Annotated in this window: 17 protein-coding genes and 2 pseudogenes; 10 read left to right on the forward strand and 9 right to left on the reverse strand. The window is 70.4% G+C overall.

All coding sequences use genetic code 11. The features are described from left to right. Positions 1–8: 8 nt before the first annotated feature. Complete coding sequence (locus HDA41_RS26905) at positions 9–245, forward strand: hypothetical protein (RefSeq protein WP_184987986.1); 237 nt, start codon at positions 9–11, stop codon at positions 243–245. Here HDA41_RS26905 and HDA41_RS26910 read toward each other — a convergent pair. Beyond that, positions 242–976: a VOC family protein gene (locus HDA41_RS26910; protein ID WP_184987988.1), complete on the reverse strand. Its 735-nt coding sequence runs from the start codon at positions 974–976 to the stop codon at positions 242–244. The genes HDA41_RS26905 and HDA41_RS26910 overlap by 4 nt on opposite strands. Positions 977–1,081: 105 nt before the next feature. On the opposite strand from HDA41_RS26910, the gene HDA41_RS26915 reads away from it, so the two are divergent. Continuing rightward, positions 1,082–2,236, forward strand: a complete 1,155-nt coding sequence (locus tag HDA41_RS26915) for an inorganic phosphate transporter (RefSeq protein ID WP_184987990.1) — start codon at positions 1,082–1,084, stop codon at positions 2,234–2,236. Between the two features lie 16 nt (positions 2,237–2,252). Then, complete coding sequence (locus HDA41_RS26920) at positions 2,253–2,486, forward strand: hypothetical protein (RefSeq protein WP_184987992.1); 234 nt, start codon at positions 2,253–2,255, stop codon at positions 2,484–2,486. A 75-nt stretch (positions 2,487–2,561) separates the two neighbouring features. Here the strand turns inward: HDA41_RS26920 and sodN are convergent, their stop codons facing one another. Then, a complete protein-coding gene (gene sodN / locus HDA41_RS26925) occupies positions 2,562–2,957 on the reverse strand; it encodes a superoxide dismutase, Ni (RefSeq protein ID WP_059416585.1) in 396 nt (131 codons plus the stop codon). 223 nt (positions 2,958–3,180) lie between these two features. Here sodN and sodX point away from each other — a divergent pair. Further along, positions 3,181–3,354 (forward strand): annotated as a pseudogene (sodX, locus tag HDA41_RS42770) (nickel-type superoxide dismutase maturation protease); the annotation flags it as partial. Between the two features lie 65 nt (positions 3,355–3,419). Here the strand turns inward: sodX and HDA41_RS26935 are convergent. Next, on the reverse strand, positions 3,420–4,079 hold the full coding sequence (locus HDA41_RS26935; protein WP_230299431.1) for a CGNR zinc finger domain-containing protein: 660 nt from the start codon (positions 4,077–4,079) through the stop codon (positions 3,420–3,422). A gap of 92 nt (positions 4,080–4,171) precedes the next feature. Here HDA41_RS26935 and HDA41_RS26940 point away from each other — a divergent pair. Continuing rightward, positions 4,172–4,439 (forward strand): annotated as a pseudogene (locus HDA41_RS26940) (class I SAM-dependent methyltransferase); the annotation flags it as partial. 250 nt (positions 4,440–4,689) lie between these two features. Here HDA41_RS26940 and HDA41_RS26945 read toward each other — a convergent pair. Genes HDA41_RS26945 through HDA41_RS26955 form a run of 3 tightly spaced genes read right to left on the reverse strand, consistent with a single transcriptional unit; the run spans position 4,690 to position 7,383 of the window. Next, entirely contained in the window at positions 4,690–5,451 is a 762-nt protein-coding gene (locus tag HDA41_RS26945; protein ID WP_311772160.1) for an amino acid ABC transporter ATP-binding protein, read from the reverse strand. Beyond that, positions 5,448–6,392 carry an amino acid ABC transporter permease gene (locus HDA41_RS26950; RefSeq protein ID WP_184987996.1) on the reverse strand — a complete coding sequence of 315 codons (945 nt, stop codon included), beginning with the start codon at positions 6,390–6,392 and terminating at the stop codon, positions 5,448–5,450. Before HDA41_RS26950 ends, HDA41_RS26945 begins: the two co-directional genes overlap by 4 nt. Positions 6,393–6,423: 31 nt before the next feature. Beyond that, positions 6,424–7,383, reverse strand: a complete 960-nt coding sequence (locus HDA41_RS26955; RefSeq protein ID WP_184987998.1) for an ABC transporter substrate-binding protein — start codon at positions 7,381–7,383, stop codon at positions 6,424–6,426. Positions 7,384–8,007: 624 nt separating this feature from the next. On the opposite strand from HDA41_RS26955, the gene HDA41_RS26960 reads away from it, so the two are divergent. The 4 genes from HDA41_RS26960 (at position 8,008) to HDA41_RS26975 (ending at position 11,585) form a co-directional block, all read left to right on the forward strand. After that, a complete protein-coding gene (locus HDA41_RS26960) occupies positions 8,008–9,240 on the forward strand; it encodes an NAD(P)-dependent malic enzyme (RefSeq protein WP_184988000.1) in 1,233 nt (410 codons plus the stop codon). 495 nt (positions 9,241–9,735) lie between these two features. Beyond that, positions 9,736–10,701, forward strand: a complete 966-nt coding sequence (locus tag HDA41_RS26965; protein WP_184988002.1) for a zinc-binding dehydrogenase — start codon at positions 9,736–9,738, stop codon at positions 10,699–10,701. 99 nt (positions 10,702–10,800) lie between these two features. Next, positions 10,801–11,010 (forward strand): HTH domain-containing protein, encoded by a 210-nt coding sequence (locus HDA41_RS26970; protein WP_003992902.1) that lies wholly within the window; start codon positions 10,801–10,803, stop codon positions 11,008–11,010. After that, a complete protein-coding gene (locus HDA41_RS26975; protein ID WP_184988004.1) occupies positions 11,010–11,585 on the forward strand; it encodes a Clp protease N-terminal domain-containing protein in 576 nt (191 codons plus the stop codon). The genes HDA41_RS26970 and HDA41_RS26975 overlap by 1 nt, the downstream gene beginning before the upstream one ends. 19 nt (positions 11,586–11,604) lie before the next feature. On the opposite strand, the gene HDA41_RS26980 is transcribed toward HDA41_RS26975, so the two are convergent. Beyond that, a complete protein-coding gene (locus tag HDA41_RS26980) occupies positions 11,605–12,678 on the reverse strand; it encodes a PadR family transcriptional regulator (protein ID WP_184988006.1) in 1,074 nt (357 codons plus the stop codon). Position 12,679: 1 nt separating this feature from the next. Further along, positions 12,680–13,687, reverse strand: a complete 1,008-nt coding sequence (locus HDA41_RS26985) for a DUF4097 family beta strand repeat-containing protein (RefSeq protein ID WP_184988008.1) — start codon at positions 13,685–13,687, stop codon at positions 12,680–12,682. A gap of 147 nt (positions 13,688–13,834) precedes the next feature. Here HDA41_RS26985 and HDA41_RS26990 point away from each other — a divergent pair, with 147 nt between their 5' ends. Next, positions 13,835–14,671 carry a hypothetical protein gene (locus HDA41_RS26990; protein WP_184988010.1) on the forward strand — a complete coding sequence of 279 codons (837 nt, stop codon included), beginning with the start codon at positions 13,835–13,837 and terminating at the stop codon, positions 14,669–14,671. Positions 14,672–14,768: 97 nt separating this feature from the next. On the opposite strand, the gene HDA41_RS26995 is transcribed toward HDA41_RS26990, so the two are convergent. Beyond that, complete coding sequence (locus HDA41_RS26995; protein ID WP_003992906.1) at positions 14,769–14,948, reverse strand: DUF6104 family protein; 180 nt, start codon at positions 14,946–14,948, stop codon at positions 14,769–14,771. Positions 14,949–15,005: the final 57 nt, after the last annotated feature.

Here is a 15,005-nt window from a genome sequence, read left to right on the forward strand (position 1 = left end):
TGTGAGGCATGGGCACGACGGGGGAGCGGCGCCGCAGGGTGTGGCGCCGGGTGGTGATCGTGTGGGCGCTGGCCGTGGTCGTCGGGGGTGGGCTGACGCGGTGGATGCGGGACTCGACGGAGCCTCGGGGGCCGTACGTCTGGGAGCAGACGAAGCCCGACGAGACACCGGACCTGCCACCTTGCCCGACGTCTGCGGACGGCGGCGCCGTCGCGTGCGCGTACGTCGAAGCCGAAGCCCCCTAGACCCGCAGGCTGCCCGTCTCCGGATCCCGGTCCGTCAGGCAGTACGTGCTGCCCGCCGGGTCGCGCATCACTGTCCAGCCCGAGAAGCCGGCCACGAACACGGCCCCGAGCTCCTCGTGCCAGGCCCGGGTCGCATCGCGGTCCGCGCAGGCGAGGTCGAGGTGGGCGGAGGCCGGGCGGTCCTCGTCGAGGCGTTGCAGGAGCAGACGTACCGGCAGCCCGGGCGGCGGCTCGACCACGTGGAACTCCGGGAGTGAACCGGGCCGCGACGTCCAGCCGTCCAGCAGCCCGCTCCAGAAGGCGACTTCGGCGTCGTAGGCGGACGGCGGCACGTCCACGCACACCTGGTCGAGACGGCTGCCTCGCACCACCCCCGGCCGCGACGACTGCCCCCGCCAAGGGTCCGCGCAGAACAACTGTCCGCCGGGCGACCGCAGCACGACGAGCGACCCGAGGTCGGCCACCACGCTCGCGCCGAGCCGCGTCGCCGAGTCGGCGAAGTCCCTTACGTCGTCCACACAGAAGTCGAGATGCGCACCGCCGTTCCCCGATCGCACCGCCTGGGCCTTCAGACAGGCGTCGGCGCCGTCCGGGACCAGCGTGACGAACTCGGAGTCCTCACCGCGCAGTTCGGACAGCCGGGTGTCCGTGACCGCCGTCCAGAAGTCACAGGCGGTGCCGAAGGCCTCGCGCGGGCGGTCGATGAAGGCGTACGTCCAGCGGATTCTCATGGTCGCGATCGTAGAGGGGCGAGGTCGCCGCCACCCGCGTGAACCTTGACCAGCCTTTGCCTCGCCGTTCCCCGCCTATTGGCCTGTACTTGTTTGCATTCAGGAATGGACCACATCACGTTCCTCGTGGCGGTCGTCATCGTGACGGCGCTCGCCTTCGACTTCACCAACGGATTCCACGACACGGCGAACGCGATGGCCACGTCCATCGCCACCGGCGCGCTCGCTCCCCGCACGGCGGTCCTGATCAGCGGTGTCCTCAACGTCGTGGGTGCCTTTCTGTCCACCGAGGTCGCCAGGACCATCTCGGGCGGCATCGTGGACGACACCCTCGTCAGTCCAGGGATGATCTTCGCGGGCCTGGTAGGGGCGATTCTGTGGAACCTGCTGACCTGGCTGCTCGGGCTGCCGTCGAGTTCCTCGCACGCGCTGTTCGGCGGGCTGATCGGAGCCGTGTGGGTCGGGGCGGGCGGCCACGGCGTCCACTTCGACAAGGTCGTCGAGAAGGTGCTGGTGCCGGCGGTGGCCTCGCCGGTCGTGGCCGGGGTCGCCGCGCTCCTGGCCACCTACCTCGCCTACCGGCTCACCGACCGTGCCCGCAAGGACTCCGTGACCAAGGGCTTCCGGGTCGGCCAGATCGCCTCGGCCTCGCTGGTCTCCCTCGCCCACGGTACGAACGACGCGCAGAAGACCATGGGCGTCATCACCCTCGCCCTGATCTCGGCCGGCGCGCTCGGCCACGACGCCGGACCGCCGCTGTGGGTGATCGCGTCCGCGGGCCTCGCCATCGGCCTCGGCACGTATCTCGGCGGCTGGCGCATCATCCGCACCATGGGCAAGGGCCTCACCGAGATCCAGTCGCCGCAGGGTTTCGCCGCCGAGACCGCCTCCACCACCGTCATCCTGACCTCGGCGCACCTCGGCTTCGCCCTGTCGACCACCCAGGTCGCCTCGGGCAGCATCCTCGGCGCGGGTCTCGGACGCAGGCTCGCGGAGGTCCGCTGGGGCGTCGCGGGCCGCATGGCGGTCGCGTGGCTGATCACGCTGCCCGCCGCCGCACTGGTCGGCGGCCTGGCAGCGAGCGTCGTCCAGAGCGGCGGCGACCTCGGTACGGCGGTCGTCGCCCTGGTCGGCGCGGCCCTCGCCGCGGGCATCGTGGTCGCCTCGCGCCGCAACCCGGTGGACGCGCACAACGTGAACGACGCGCACGAGGTCACCATCCGCACCGAGCCGCCCGCCAAGGTCGGCACGGCCGCCTGAACGACGGGGAGTCGACATGCATCTGGACTGGACCGCGCTCGGCCAGGTCACCGCGGTGAGCATCGGCGTCACCGTCGCCGTGGTCGTCGTCTTCGCCCTCGGCGTCCTCGGCCTCGCCCGACTGGAGGGCGCCCCCGCACAGCAGGGCCGCAGCGCCGCCCTCGGTCGCACCCAGGCGGCGCTGTGCTTCCTCGCCTGCGCGGCCGTGGTGGCGTACGGGATCTTCCTGATCGTCCCGCAGTTCCATTGAGCGGCACCGACCGCCACCCATGACGAAGGGGCCCGGCCGGTTCTCCCGGCCGGGCCCCTTCGTCTGCCCTTGACTTCAGGCCTTCTTGGTCTCCCAGAAGATCTTGTCGATCTGGGCGATGTAGTCCAGCGCCTTCTGGCCGGTCGCCGGGTCGGTCGAGCCCTTGGCGGCCGAGAGGGCCTTGAGGGCGTCGTTGACCAGCTGGTGCAGCTCGGGGTACTTCTCGAAGTGCGGCGGCTTGAAGTAGTCGCTCCACAGCACGGACACGTGGTGCTTCGCGAGCTCCGCGCGCTGCTCCTTGATGGTGGTGGCACGCGCCTGGAAGTGCGGGTCGTCGTTGCCGGCCATCTTCTCCTGGATGGCCTTCACCGACTCCGCCTCGATGCGGGCCTGGGCAGGGTCGTACACACCGCAGGGAAGGTCACAGTGTGCGCTGACCTTGACCTTGGGGGCAAACAGGCGGGAAAGCATGGAGCATTCCTTCCTCGTGATCGTCTTCTCACAGGGGACATTACTCCGTGAGGGAGGGGTTTTCGCGAGTGCCCCCTGGGGCTTAGGACAAAAGTCCGGGGTGAGACTGAGACTGGTGGACGAAGAACCGGGGAGGTGCCGGGTGATGCCGGAGCTGTCGCAGGAGTCCGAGCGGGGGAGGTCGGCCGCGCCCTTCGGGGTGGCCGAGGTGACCGGTCCGTCCATGGTGCCCACGCTGTACCACGGGGACCGGCTCCTGGTGCACTACGGTGCCCGCGTCAAGCCCGGTGACGTCGTCGTGCTGCGGCACCCGTTCCAGCAGGACCTGCTCGTCGTCAAGCGGATCGCCCAGCGGCGGGAGAACGGCTGGTGGGTGCTCGGGGACAACGCGTACGCAGGCGGCGACAGCACCGACTACGGCGTCGTGCCCGACGACCTGGTGCTGGGGCGGGTCCGGTTCCGCTACCGGCCGCTCAGGTCCGATCGGCGTTCGCCCTGGGCGCTGCTGGGCTGGGCACTGTCGGCCGCCAGGCCCGTCTTGTCGGGCAGGCCGGGCCGGGCGGCTTCGAGGCGTTTGCGGGCGCGGTAGGCCGCCACGTTGGCACGGGTCGCGCAGCGGTCGGAGCAGTAGCGCCGGGAGCGGTTGGTGGAGGTGTCCAGGTAGGCGTTGCGGCAGGGCGCGGCCTCGCACAGGCCGAGCCGGTCCACGCCGTACTCGGTGAGGTGGAACGCCAGGCCCATCGCGGCGATCGCCGCGTAGCCGGCGGTCGCGTTGGACGGGTGGTCCGCCAGGTGCATGTGCCACAGGGGGCGGCCGTCGTCGTCACGGAAGTCGTGCCCGGAGATCTGGGGGCTCACCGGGAACTCCAGCAGCAGTGAGTTCAGCAGGTCCACGGCGAGCGTCTCGTCGCCGGTGTCGGCCGCCTCGAAGACCGCGCGCAGCCGGGCCCGGACCGAGCGGAAGCGCGTGACGTCCGCGTCGGTGGTGCGGCGGGCCGCCGACTGGTTGGCGCCGAACAGCTCGCGAACCGCCTCGACCGACGTCAGGGTGTCCTTGCCCCGGGCCGGTTCCTCGGTGTTGACGAGGCGCACCGCATAGTCCGAGTAATAGGCCAGTTCCACTTGTAGTCCTTACGGAGGGGCTTGATTGTCGTGAGCGCGCACTCGTAACAGCTGATGGTGCGTCCAGGGTATTACGAGGGAGGGGCTCGACGACGGACGCGAACACCACCACGGCCACCGCCCACTGGCAGCCCTGGCAGGAGAGCTGGGTGGCAGCCGGAGTGGTACCTGCCCGACCGCGAGGAGCGGTGCCGCCGGATCATGTCCGACATGGTCGAGGCCCTCGTGGGCACCGCCCCGCGCGTCCTCGGCCTCGCCTGCGGCACGGGCGGCATCACCGCCCGCCTGCTCGCCCGGTTCCCGGACGCCACCAGCACCGGCGTCGCCCCCGACCCGGCGCTCCTCGCCATCGCCCAGGGGCCTCCCGGGCTCGGACCACGCACAGGATGTGCGTCGCCGCCCCGGGGTTGAGTACGCCGGGGGCCAGTGCGCCCAGGACGTTCGGGGCGCGCGGCTGAAGGGGCTCACCCCTGCTCGGTCTTCAGAAACGGTTCGCGGGGGCCGGGCCGGTGTGGTGCTCGGTCTCCGACACCCTGCTGCTCGCCCTGATGCAGCACGCCGAAGGGGGCGGTACGGAGTTCCCGTACCGCCCCCTTCGATGTGGGTGACGTCAGAGCACCTTGGACAGGAACGACTTCGTCCGCTCGTGCTGCGGGTTCGTCAGCACCTCACGCGGGTGACCGGATTCGACCACCACACCGCCGTCCATGAAGACCAGGCTGTCGCCCACCTCGCGGGCGAAGCCCATCTCGTGGGTCACGACGATCATCGTCATACCGGACTCGGCGAGGTCGCGCATGACGTCCAGGACGTCACCGACCAGCTCCGGGTCGAGCGCCGAGGTCGGCTCGTCGAACAGCATCAGCTTGGGGTCCATGGCGAGGGCCCGCGCGATGGCGACGCGCTGCTGCTGGCCGCCGGAGAGCTGCGAGGGGTAGCTGCCCGCCTTGTCGGCCAGGCCCACCCGGTCCAGGAGCTCCAGGGCACGCAGCCGGGCCTGGCTTCTGCTCACGCCCTTGACCTGGACCGGTGCCTCCATGACGTTCTCCACGGCCGTCATGTGCGGGAACAGGTTGAAGCGCTGGAAGACCATGCCGATGTCCCGGCGCTTGCGGGCGACCTCGCTGTCCTTCAGCTCGTAGAGCTTGTCACCCTTCTGGCGGTAGCCGACCAGTTCCCCGTCCACGTACAGCCGGCCCGCGTTGATCTGCTCCAGGTGGTTGATGCACCTGAGGAAGGTCGACTTGCCGGAGCCGGAGGGGCCGATGAGGCAGAACACCTCGCCGGACTTCACCTCCAGGTCGATGCCCTTGAGGACCTCTACGGGACCGAAGGACTTGTGGACGCCTTCGGCCTTGACCATGGCAGTCATGCGGTACCTCCCGCCGACGGACGGTTCGACAGGGACAGCAGGTTGGCCTTGATCTTCTGGAACGGGGTGTCCGGAAGCGACCGGCTCGAACCACGCGCGTAGTACCGCTCCAGGTAGTACTGGCCGATGCTGAAGACCGAGGTCAGCAGCAGGTACCAGGCGGCCGCCAGGAACAGCATCTCCGCTGGGGCGCCGGAGGTCTGGCCGATGTCCTGGGCCACGCGGAACAACTCGGAGTACTGGACGACCGAGACCAGCGAGGTCGTCTTCAGCATGTTGATGACCTCGTTGCCCGTCGGCGGCACGATCACGCGCATCGCCTGCGGGATGACGATCCGGCGCAGCGTCTTGGCGTGGCTCATGCCCAGCGCGTGCGACGCCTCGGTCTGGCCCTCGTCGACCGAGAGCAGACCGGCACGGCAGATCTCCGCCATGTACGCGGCCTCGTTGAGACCGAGGCCCAGCAGTGCCGTCAGGAACGGGGTCATGAAGTCCGACCACTCGTCCTTGTAGAACGGCCCGAGGTTGATGTACTCGAAGACCAGTCCCAGGTTGAACCAGACCACCAGCTGCACCAGGACCGGCGTACCGCGGAAGAACCAGATGTAGAACCACGAGATCGCCGAGGTCACCGGGTTCTTCGACAGGCGCATCACGGCCAGCATGATGCCGCCGACGATGCCGATCACCATGGACAGGACGGTGATCAGGAGGGTCCTGCCCACACCCTGCAGGACGCGGTCGTCGAAGAAGTAGTCCGGGATCGCGTCCCAGTTGATCTTGCCCTGGGAGAACGCGTAGACGACCCCGACCAGCAGGGCGATGGCGACGACGGCGGAGACGTACCGCCCGTAGTGCCGGACCGGGATGGCCTTGATGGCCTCCGGTCCGGCCGGGGGCGTGTCGGACGGCCCCGTCGTCTTGTCGATGTCAACAGTCACGGGTGTTGCCTTTCAGTGCCGCTGCGTCGCGTCACTTGCCGCCGGCGTTGATGGTGGCTTCCTTCACGGCGCCGTCCGTGACGCCCCACTTCTTGAGGATCTTCTCGTACTCGCCGTTCTTGATGATCGCGTCCAGCGCGGCCTTGAGGGCGTCGCGGAGCTGCGTCTGGCTCTTGGCGACCGCGATGCCGTACGGGGCGGCCTCGACCTGCTCGCCGACCAGCTGGAAGTCCTTGCCGCCGCCGGAGGTCTTCACGGCGTACGCGGCGACCGGGAAGTCGGACGAGCCGGCGTCGGCGCCGCCCGCGCGCAGGCGGGTCTGGGCCTGCTGGTCGTTGTCGAAGGCCTCGATCGACATCTTCTTGTTCGCCGGGCACTTCTTCGCCTCGGCCTTGGCGAGGTTCTCGGAGGTCGTGCCGCGCTGCAGCACGATCTTCTTGCCGCACAGGTCGGACCAGGTCTTGATGCCCTGGTCGTCGCCCTTCTTGGTGTAGATCGAGACACCGGCGGTGAAGTAGTCCACGAAGTCGACACCCTCGCCGACCTTCTTGCCGGTGTCCGGGTCGATGCCCTCCTGACGCTCCTTGGAGTCGGTCATCGCGGACATCGCGATGTCGTACCGCTTGGAGCGCAGGCCGGTGAGCAGGGTGTCGAAGGTGCCGTTCTCGAACTGGAAGTCGACACCGAGCTGCTTGCCCATGGCGGCCGCGATGTCCGGGTCGATGCCGACGACCTTGCCGGAGCTGTCCTTGAACTCGACCGGGGCGTACGCGATGTCCGCACCGACCTTGACGACGCCCTTGTCGCGGATCGACTTCGGCAGCTTGTCGGCGAGCGGGGCCGCGGCCGTCGCGGTCTCGCTGTCCGAGCCGGTGTCCTTGGTCTGGTCACCGCATCCGGTGAGCATCAGCGCGCCTGCGACCGCGATCGCACCGACCGCTGCTAGCCGGGAGTGCGCGGCGGTCGTACGACGGGTGGAGCTTGCGGTCATGGTGGGTTCCTCCGGCGGATGGGTGGAGTTGCCGATGGGGCGGGCGCTGCCGATGGGTTCGGCAGTGCCGTGGACTGCCGGCGGTGCCGGCAGTGCCGTGGGTCGACGAGGACACACGTCTTCGAGTGTCGCGACCTCGTGTGATTACGGCATCTTGCCATTCGGACTGCGCCATTCTGGGGGCCAGCCATGTCAAAATCGGATAACGGGCGACCCCCGAACCGCACCACTCCGGTACATCACGGCCGGACCTTCTGCGGGAATCACTCCTTCCGGCCGGAAGATCTTCGGTATGTCCCGGGAATCCGATACGAGGCCCGGGTCCTTTACCAACACTTGAGTGGTTCTCAATGGTTTGTCCAGACCTTGTCCCGATATTGGGCGAATAGTCGGGACGTCCGTGTGTGACCTTCGCGTTATGGACTCGTCGTCGGCGCGGTCCGTCCGGTAAGAAGGTTCTTTACACCCCTCATCCGGGGCTCAGGGCGCGTGTGCGGCGCGCCCATCGCGTATGCGCCCGTACGTATCACGTACACAGCACGACCACGGCCGTACGCGGTCCCGCCCACGCCTCACCAGGAGTGGCCACCCTCAAACCAATGAAGATTTAAGGGGTAAAACGAAGTGGCAGCGGAGATCGTCAATCCTCGCAGCGAGAGCACGACGGACCATACGGGTCATGAGGGCGGTGCGGAGCCCCTCGACTCCTTCGATCCGGCGTTCGCGCTCCACCGTGGCGGCAAGATGGCCGTGCAGGCCACGGTGCCGGTCCGTGACAAGGACGACCTGTCCCTGGCGTACACGCCCGGTGTCGCGAAGGTGTGCAGCGCGATCGCGGAGCAGCCGGAGCTCGTGCACGACTACACGTGGAAGTCGTCGGTCGTGGCCGTCGTGACGGACGGTACGGCCGTGCTGGGACTCGGTGACATCGGGCCCGAGGCCTCCCTCCCGGTGATGGAGGGCAAGGCGATTCTGTTCAAGCAGTTCGGTGGCGTGGACGCGGTTCCGATCGCGCTGAACTGCACGGACGTCGACGAGATCGTCGAGACGGTGGTGCGGCTCGCGCCGTCGTTCGGCGGGGTCAACCTGGAGGACATCTCGGCGCCGCGGTGCTTCGAGATCGAGCGGAAGCTCCAGGAGCGGCTGGACATTCCCGTCTTCCACGACGACCAGCACGGTACGGCGGTGGTGACGCTGGCGGCCCTGCGGAACGCCGCGCGGCTGAGCAAGCGGACGCTGGGCGAACTGCGGGCCGTCATCTCCGGCGCCGGTGCGGCGGGTGTCGCCATCGCGAAGATGCTGGTCGAGGCCGGGATCGGGGACGTCGCGGTGGCCGACCGCAAGGGTGTGGTGTCGGCGGACCGGGACGATCTGACGCCGGTGAAGCGGGAGCTGGCCGGGTTCACGAACAAGGCGGGTATCAGCGGGTCGCTGGAGGCGGCGCTGGCCGGGGCCGATGTGTTCATCGGGGTCTCCGGTGGGACGGTGCCCGAGGACGCGGTGGCGTCGATGGCCGAGGGCGCGTTCGTTTTCGCCATGGCGAACCCGAACCCTGAGGTGCACCCCGAGGTCGCGCACAAGTACGCGGCCGTGGTGGCTACCGGGCGGTCGGACTTCCCGAACCAGATCAACAACGTGCTGGCCTTTCCGGGGATCTTCGCGGGTGCCCTGCAGGTGCGGGCGTCGCGGATCACGGAGGGGATGAAGCTGGCTGCCGCGGAGGCGCTGGCGGGCGTGGTCGGGGACGACCTCGCGGCCGACTACGTCATCCCGTCGCCGTTCGACGAGCGGGTCGCGCCGGCGGTGACGGCTGCGGTGGCGGCGGCTGCGCGGGCTGAGGGTGTGGCTCGGCGGTGACGCGGTAGCGCGGTGCGCTGTGATGTGAGGGGCCCCGCCCGGGTGGGCGGGGCCTTTTTACGTCAGGATGCGGCTGTTCGGGTGGTGTGGGGTGCCTGCGGCGGCCTGTGGCTGCTTCGGTGGGGGTGCGCGTAGCGCCTACCGGGGTGCGGGGGGGTCGGGGCCGCGCCGGGGGGTGTCCGTCCTCGGAACGGCGCGATGGGCTTGCGAACCGACTCACTGTCCGTTGACGCGCCAACCGCTGCGGGCGGACACCCCCCGACACGTCCCCTTCTCGGCATGGTCGGCTGTGCGTCCGCTCAGCTGCGGGCGCCTTCCGTCCAGCTGCCGCTGGCCGCCGCTGCGGGCCGCCGTTCCCGCATGGCTGCGGGCAGTCGTGCCGCTGGGGCGGCCCGGGTGGGCGCAGCGGCACCCACTCCGTGAGCCTGGCAAGAGGGTGTGTCTCACACGGGCCGGTGGTTCCCCGGGTTCGTTCGGGGACCTATCGTCAAGGTCATGTTCGCTGTCTACGCCGCCCGAATCGACCGCGACCAGCCACTGGCCGGCCTGGAGTTGGGAGAGCGTCCGGCTCCCGAGGCCCGCCCCGGCTGGAGCACCGTCACGGTCAAGGCCGCCTCCCTCAACCATCACGACCTGTGGTCCCTGCGCGGCGTCGGCCTCGCAGAGGACAAGCTGCCGATGATCCTCGGCTGTGACGCCGCCGGCGTCGACGAGGACGGCAACGAGGTCGTCCTGCACTCCGTGATCGGACAGAGCGGGCACGGGGTCGGCCCGAAGGAGCCCCGCTCCATCCTCACCGAGCGCTACCAGGGCACGTTCGCCGAGCAGGTCGCCGTGCCGACCTGGAACATCCTGCCCAAGCCCAAGGAGCTCTCCTTCGAGGAGGCCGCCTGTCTGCCCACGGCATGGCTGACCGCGTACCGGATGCTGTTCACCAACGCGGGCGTGCGGCCCGGCGACTCCGTGCTCGTGCAGGGAGCCGGGGGCGGTGTCGCCACGGCCGCCATCGTGCTGGGGAAGGCCGCCGGACTCCGGGTCTTCGCCACGAGCCGGGACGAGGCCAAGCGGAAGCGGGCCGTGGAGCTGGGAGCCGTGGAGGCCCTGGAGTCGGGGGCGCGGCTGCCGCAGCGGGTCGACGCCGTGATCGAGACCGTAGGGGCCGCCACCTGGTCGCACTCAGTGAAGTCGCTGAAGCCCGGTGGCACGCTGGTGATTTCCGGCGCCACCAGTGGTGACCGGCCCTCGCACGCCGAACTGACCCGGATCTTCTTCCTGGAGCTCAAGGTCGTCGGGTCGACGATGGGCACCAAGGACGAGCTGGAGGACCTGCTCGCGTTCTGTGCCGCCACCGGTGTGCGGCCGGTCATCGACGACGTACTGCCCATGGACCGTGCCCGGGAGGGCTTCGAACGGCTGGCCTCGGGTGAGCAGTTCGGGAAGGTCGTGCTCACCAATCCCTAGCCCCTGCGGAATGCGCTGACGGCCGGTCCGGGTTCGGGCCGGCCGTTTGGTTTGTCAACTGGAGTTGACGAGAGTGTGGTGTCAACGTAAGTTGACGTCATGACCGAAGCAACCGATCTGGCCGAGCGTGCGGGCGACCGTGATCCACGGGTCGGCCTGCGCGCCGTCGCCGCCCTGCGCAGGCTGCTGGAGCAGCTGGAAGCCGTACAGGTGCGCAACGCGCGCAACCAGGGCTGGTCGTGGCAGGAGATCGCCACCGAACTCGGTGTGAGCAGGCAGGCCGTGCACAAGAAGTACGGGAGGCATTGATGTTCGAGCGGTTCACGAAGGACGCCCGGAGTGTGGTCAAGGGCGCGTTCGCGTACGTGGAGGGCGGTGGCGGCGGGCAGGTCGTGGAGCCGGAGCATCTGCTGCTCGCGCTGCTCGCGCTGCTCGACCGGGAGGGCAGTCGTGGCTCGTTCGCGCTCGCCGCTCTCGGGCTCGGTGAGCGGAGGGAGTCCGTGCGGCAGGCGCTGGGTGCGGCGCGGCGGCGGGCCGGGCTGTCGCAGGCCGAGACCGACGCGCTCGCCGGTCTCGGGATCGACGTGGAGGAGATCGTCGCCCGGGTGGAGGAGGTGCACGGGGTCGGCGCCATGGCCGGTGACCGGAAGGGCAGGGCGTGGTGGTCGGGGCGGGCCTCCTTCGGGCGCGGCGCCAAGGACGTGCTGGAGCACTCCTTGCGCGTCGCTCTCGCCCAGCGGGACCGGCACATCGGCGACGAGCACATTCTGCTGGCCCTGACCATACGCCCCGGTGTTCCGGCCGAGGTCCTCGCCGACCACGGGGTGACGTACGAGTCCCTGGTACGGGTGCTGTACGGGGGCGGCGAGGCCAAGGCCGGGTGACGGGCGGGACCCCGGCCGCTTACTTTTGCGGGGTGCGCAGCAGCGCTCCTATGTGGGCTGCCGCCGTCGACAGGTGGCGGCGGGCGTCGCGCAGTTGGTCGGGGGTGACGCCGTGGTCGTGGGCCGCGTCGCGGATGTCGTCCCGGAAGCGGTCGAGCAGGCGGTCCAGGTCGCGGGCGGGGTCGCCGGTGGAGTCCGTGGCGTCCTCGTGGGCCCAGGCGGGTTCGTAGGCGGCCGGGAAGTCCTCGGCGGGCCGTGAGGGCGCCGGCTGTGAGGCAGGCGTGCCGGTGCCGGTGCCGGTGCCTGTGCCGGGCCAGTCGAAGCCGAAGTCCTTGCCGTAGTCCTTGCCGAACTCGCCGGCCTCCTTGGCCAGTTCGCTCAGGCCCTCGCGCAGCCCCGTGGGCCAGTCGCCGCGGGCGAAGTGGTCCTGGACCTGCTCCTGGACCCGGCGGGCGATGCGCTGCACCTGCTCCTGGGCCTGGGCGCGGGCCTGTTCCTGGGCCTCCTTCGCCTGGCGGCGGGCGCGCTGGGCGTCCTCGCGGGCGCGGCGGCTCTCGTCCTTGGCGCGGCGGGCCTGTTCCTTCCACTCCTGCCGGGCGCGCCGCATCTCCTCCTTGGCGATGCGCCAGGCGTCCTTGTCGCCGTACTGCCCGAAGTCCCCGGGGGGCGCGTCCTCAGCGCCACGGGTCCCGGTGCCGTTCTCCCGGCGGGCCTCCGTCGCGGCGGCGCGCACCTCACGGCGCAGGTCGCCGGCGGCCCCGCGCACGTCGGCGCGGATCTCCGCGGCCAGTTCCGCGACGGACTCCCGGATCTCCAGCTCGAGGTCGGCCAGTTCGCCGCTGCGGTCGGCCAGTTCCGCGCGGCCCGCGTCCGTGATCGAGTACACCTTGCGGCCGCCCTCGGTGGTGTGGGTGACCAGGCCTTCGGCCTCCAGCTTGGCCAGGCGCGGGTAGACCGTGCCCGCCGACGGTGCGTACAACCCCTGGAAGCGCTCTTCGAGGAGGCGGATCACCTCGTAGCCGTGGCGGGGGGCCTCGTCCAGCAGCTTCAGCAGGTAGAGGCGGAGGCGGCCGTGGGCGAAGACGGGGGGCATGTCAGAGCACCTTCTTGTCGGTCGTGCCGTCGGCCGGGACGTCGGCGTCGGCGGCGCCCCGGTCGGAGACGGAATTGTCTCCCGACCGGGTCTGCGGGTCGGCCTGCGGGTCGGCCTGCGGGTCGGCCTGCCGGTCATCCTGCGAGCCGGCCGGCGAGCTGCCGCTGCCGGGCCGGGTGTCCCATGGCTCCTCGGGCTCGTCCTCCCTGGCGGGGCGGCGCAGCAGCGCGATCGAACCGGAGACCGTGGTGGCCCGCAGCTTGCCGTTGCCCGCGCCCAGGCGGCCCGTGATCTTGTGGGCGCCCCACTGGCCGTGCACCCGTAGATCATCGAAGGCGTTGGAGACCGCGCCGCTCGCCGTGTTGGCCTCGACCTCCGCGTCCGCCGGGTCCGGCAGCCGGATCGCGATCTCGCCCGAGACGCTGGTCAGCCGCACGTCCGTCGGACCGCCCGGGTCGAGGTCGACGATCATGGAGCCGCTGACCGAATCGGCCCGCACGGACGAGCCGGAGCCCTCGACCACCGTGAGGTCACCCGAGACGGAGTTGAACCGCAGGTCGCCGGTCACGTCCTGGGCCTCCACGCTCCCGGAGACCGTGTCGGCGCGGACCGGGCCGGAGAGGCCCACGAGGGTCGTGTCGCCCGTGACGCCCTTCACCGCCGACGGTCCCTCGATCCCGGAGATGACGGCTGCGGCGCCGACCACCCCCACCTCCACCCGGGTGGAGGTGGGGACGGCCAGGGAGACCACCGCGCTGCGGCGCCAGCCCTTGCGGTCCAGCCACTTGAGGAACCCCTTCCAGGGCAGGTCCTCGTAGGCCACCGTGAGCGAGCCGTCCCGCAGGGTCACCACCAGGGGCGGTCCCTCGATCTCGGAGATCTCCAGGCGGGCGGAACCTTCGTCCGTGCCCACCACGTTCACCGTTCCGTTGACGAGGCGCACGTGAAGCTCGCTCACGGGCTCGTCGAAGGTGAGTTTCCTCGGCTCCGCGACAGACCACTCGGACATGGGCAGACCTCCCGACATGACGCGCCATATCGCGTCTCCTGTCAGTTCACGATATATCGTGGCCGAGGAAAGTCAAGACACCCATTTCGGGGACGTCGAGGCGCATAAAAGTAATCAAAGACGGATGAATCGCCCTACCGTGTGACCATGCCGACGGAAGCCGACCGCACCGGTCCAGCCGCCGGGGCGCTGCTGTTGTGCCGGGCGGTGCCCGGATCCGTCGCCCCCGTCGCCCACCTGCTGCGGGAACGGATGCAGCTCACCCGGGCGGGCGACGCATGGAGTGTCCTCGTCCCCGAGGGCGGGCCCTGGCGGGAGGCCGGCGAGCCCGTCGACCGTGTGGTCACCGGCTGGGCCACGGCCCTCGCCGTCGGCGCGCCCTGGCCCGTTCTCGCCCTGTGGTGGGACGCCGATCACGCGGGCTTCACACTCGCGTCCGGCTTCCGCCGCCCGGTCGGCTTCGTCTGGCTCACGAGCGGCGTCCCGGTGGGGGAGGAGGAGGCGATGCGCACCTTCGCCGCGCGCGTGGGCCTCGACCCCGTCCTGGACCTCCAGGCCCTCGACCAGCTGACGAAGACCGACTCCGCCGCCGACGCCCGTACCCGTCTGCGCGGTCTGCTGGCGGTCCTCGCGCGCGTGGGCGTCTCCCTGCCCCCCGAACTCACCCCTGGCCAACCCGCCGACCGCCTCCGGGACGCCGCCGCCCTCCAGCCGGACAGTCTCCCGGTCGAATGGCCGGGCTGGCGCGAGGCGGTCGCGGAACGCGACACCGTCGACCACAGCCGCCTGGGGCCCTGGATGCCCTGGAGCGGCGACCCCCGGGCCCGCGCCCTGGCCCTCGCCCAGGTGGCGGCGGGCGTCCCGCTCATCACCTGGGGGCTACGGCGTCCCAGCGGAGGCTGGGGCTGGGCCACGGCCGGAGCGCTGCTCCTGGCTCATGGCGCACTGGGGCTGGCGTACGACGTCACGCACCCGCGCGACTGATCGCCGGACGGCGCCGTACCCGGCCCCCAAGCGACTGGTCGCCGGGCGGCACCAGACCGGCCCCGCGCGCACCCCCTGCGCGCCCCTCGCGCGTCCCCTACTCGTCGTCCTCGTCGTCCAGCCGCGCCAGCCACGTGGCCAGCCGTTCCACCGGCACCTCGAAGTCGGGGTTGAGATCGACGAACGTCCGCAACTGCTCGGCCAGCCACTCGAAGGTGACCTCCTCCTCGCCGCGCCGCTTCTCCAGTTCCTCGATGCCACGGTCCGTGAAGTACATGGCGTCAAGTTTATGTGGGCGCAAAACGGCCGGGCCGCACCCCCGAAGCGGGGATGC

The sequence above is a fragment of the Streptomyces caelestis genome (genome assembly GCF_014205255.1).
Lineage (GTDB): Bacteria > Actinomycetota > Actinomycetes > Streptomycetales > Streptomycetaceae > Streptomyces > Streptomyces caelestis.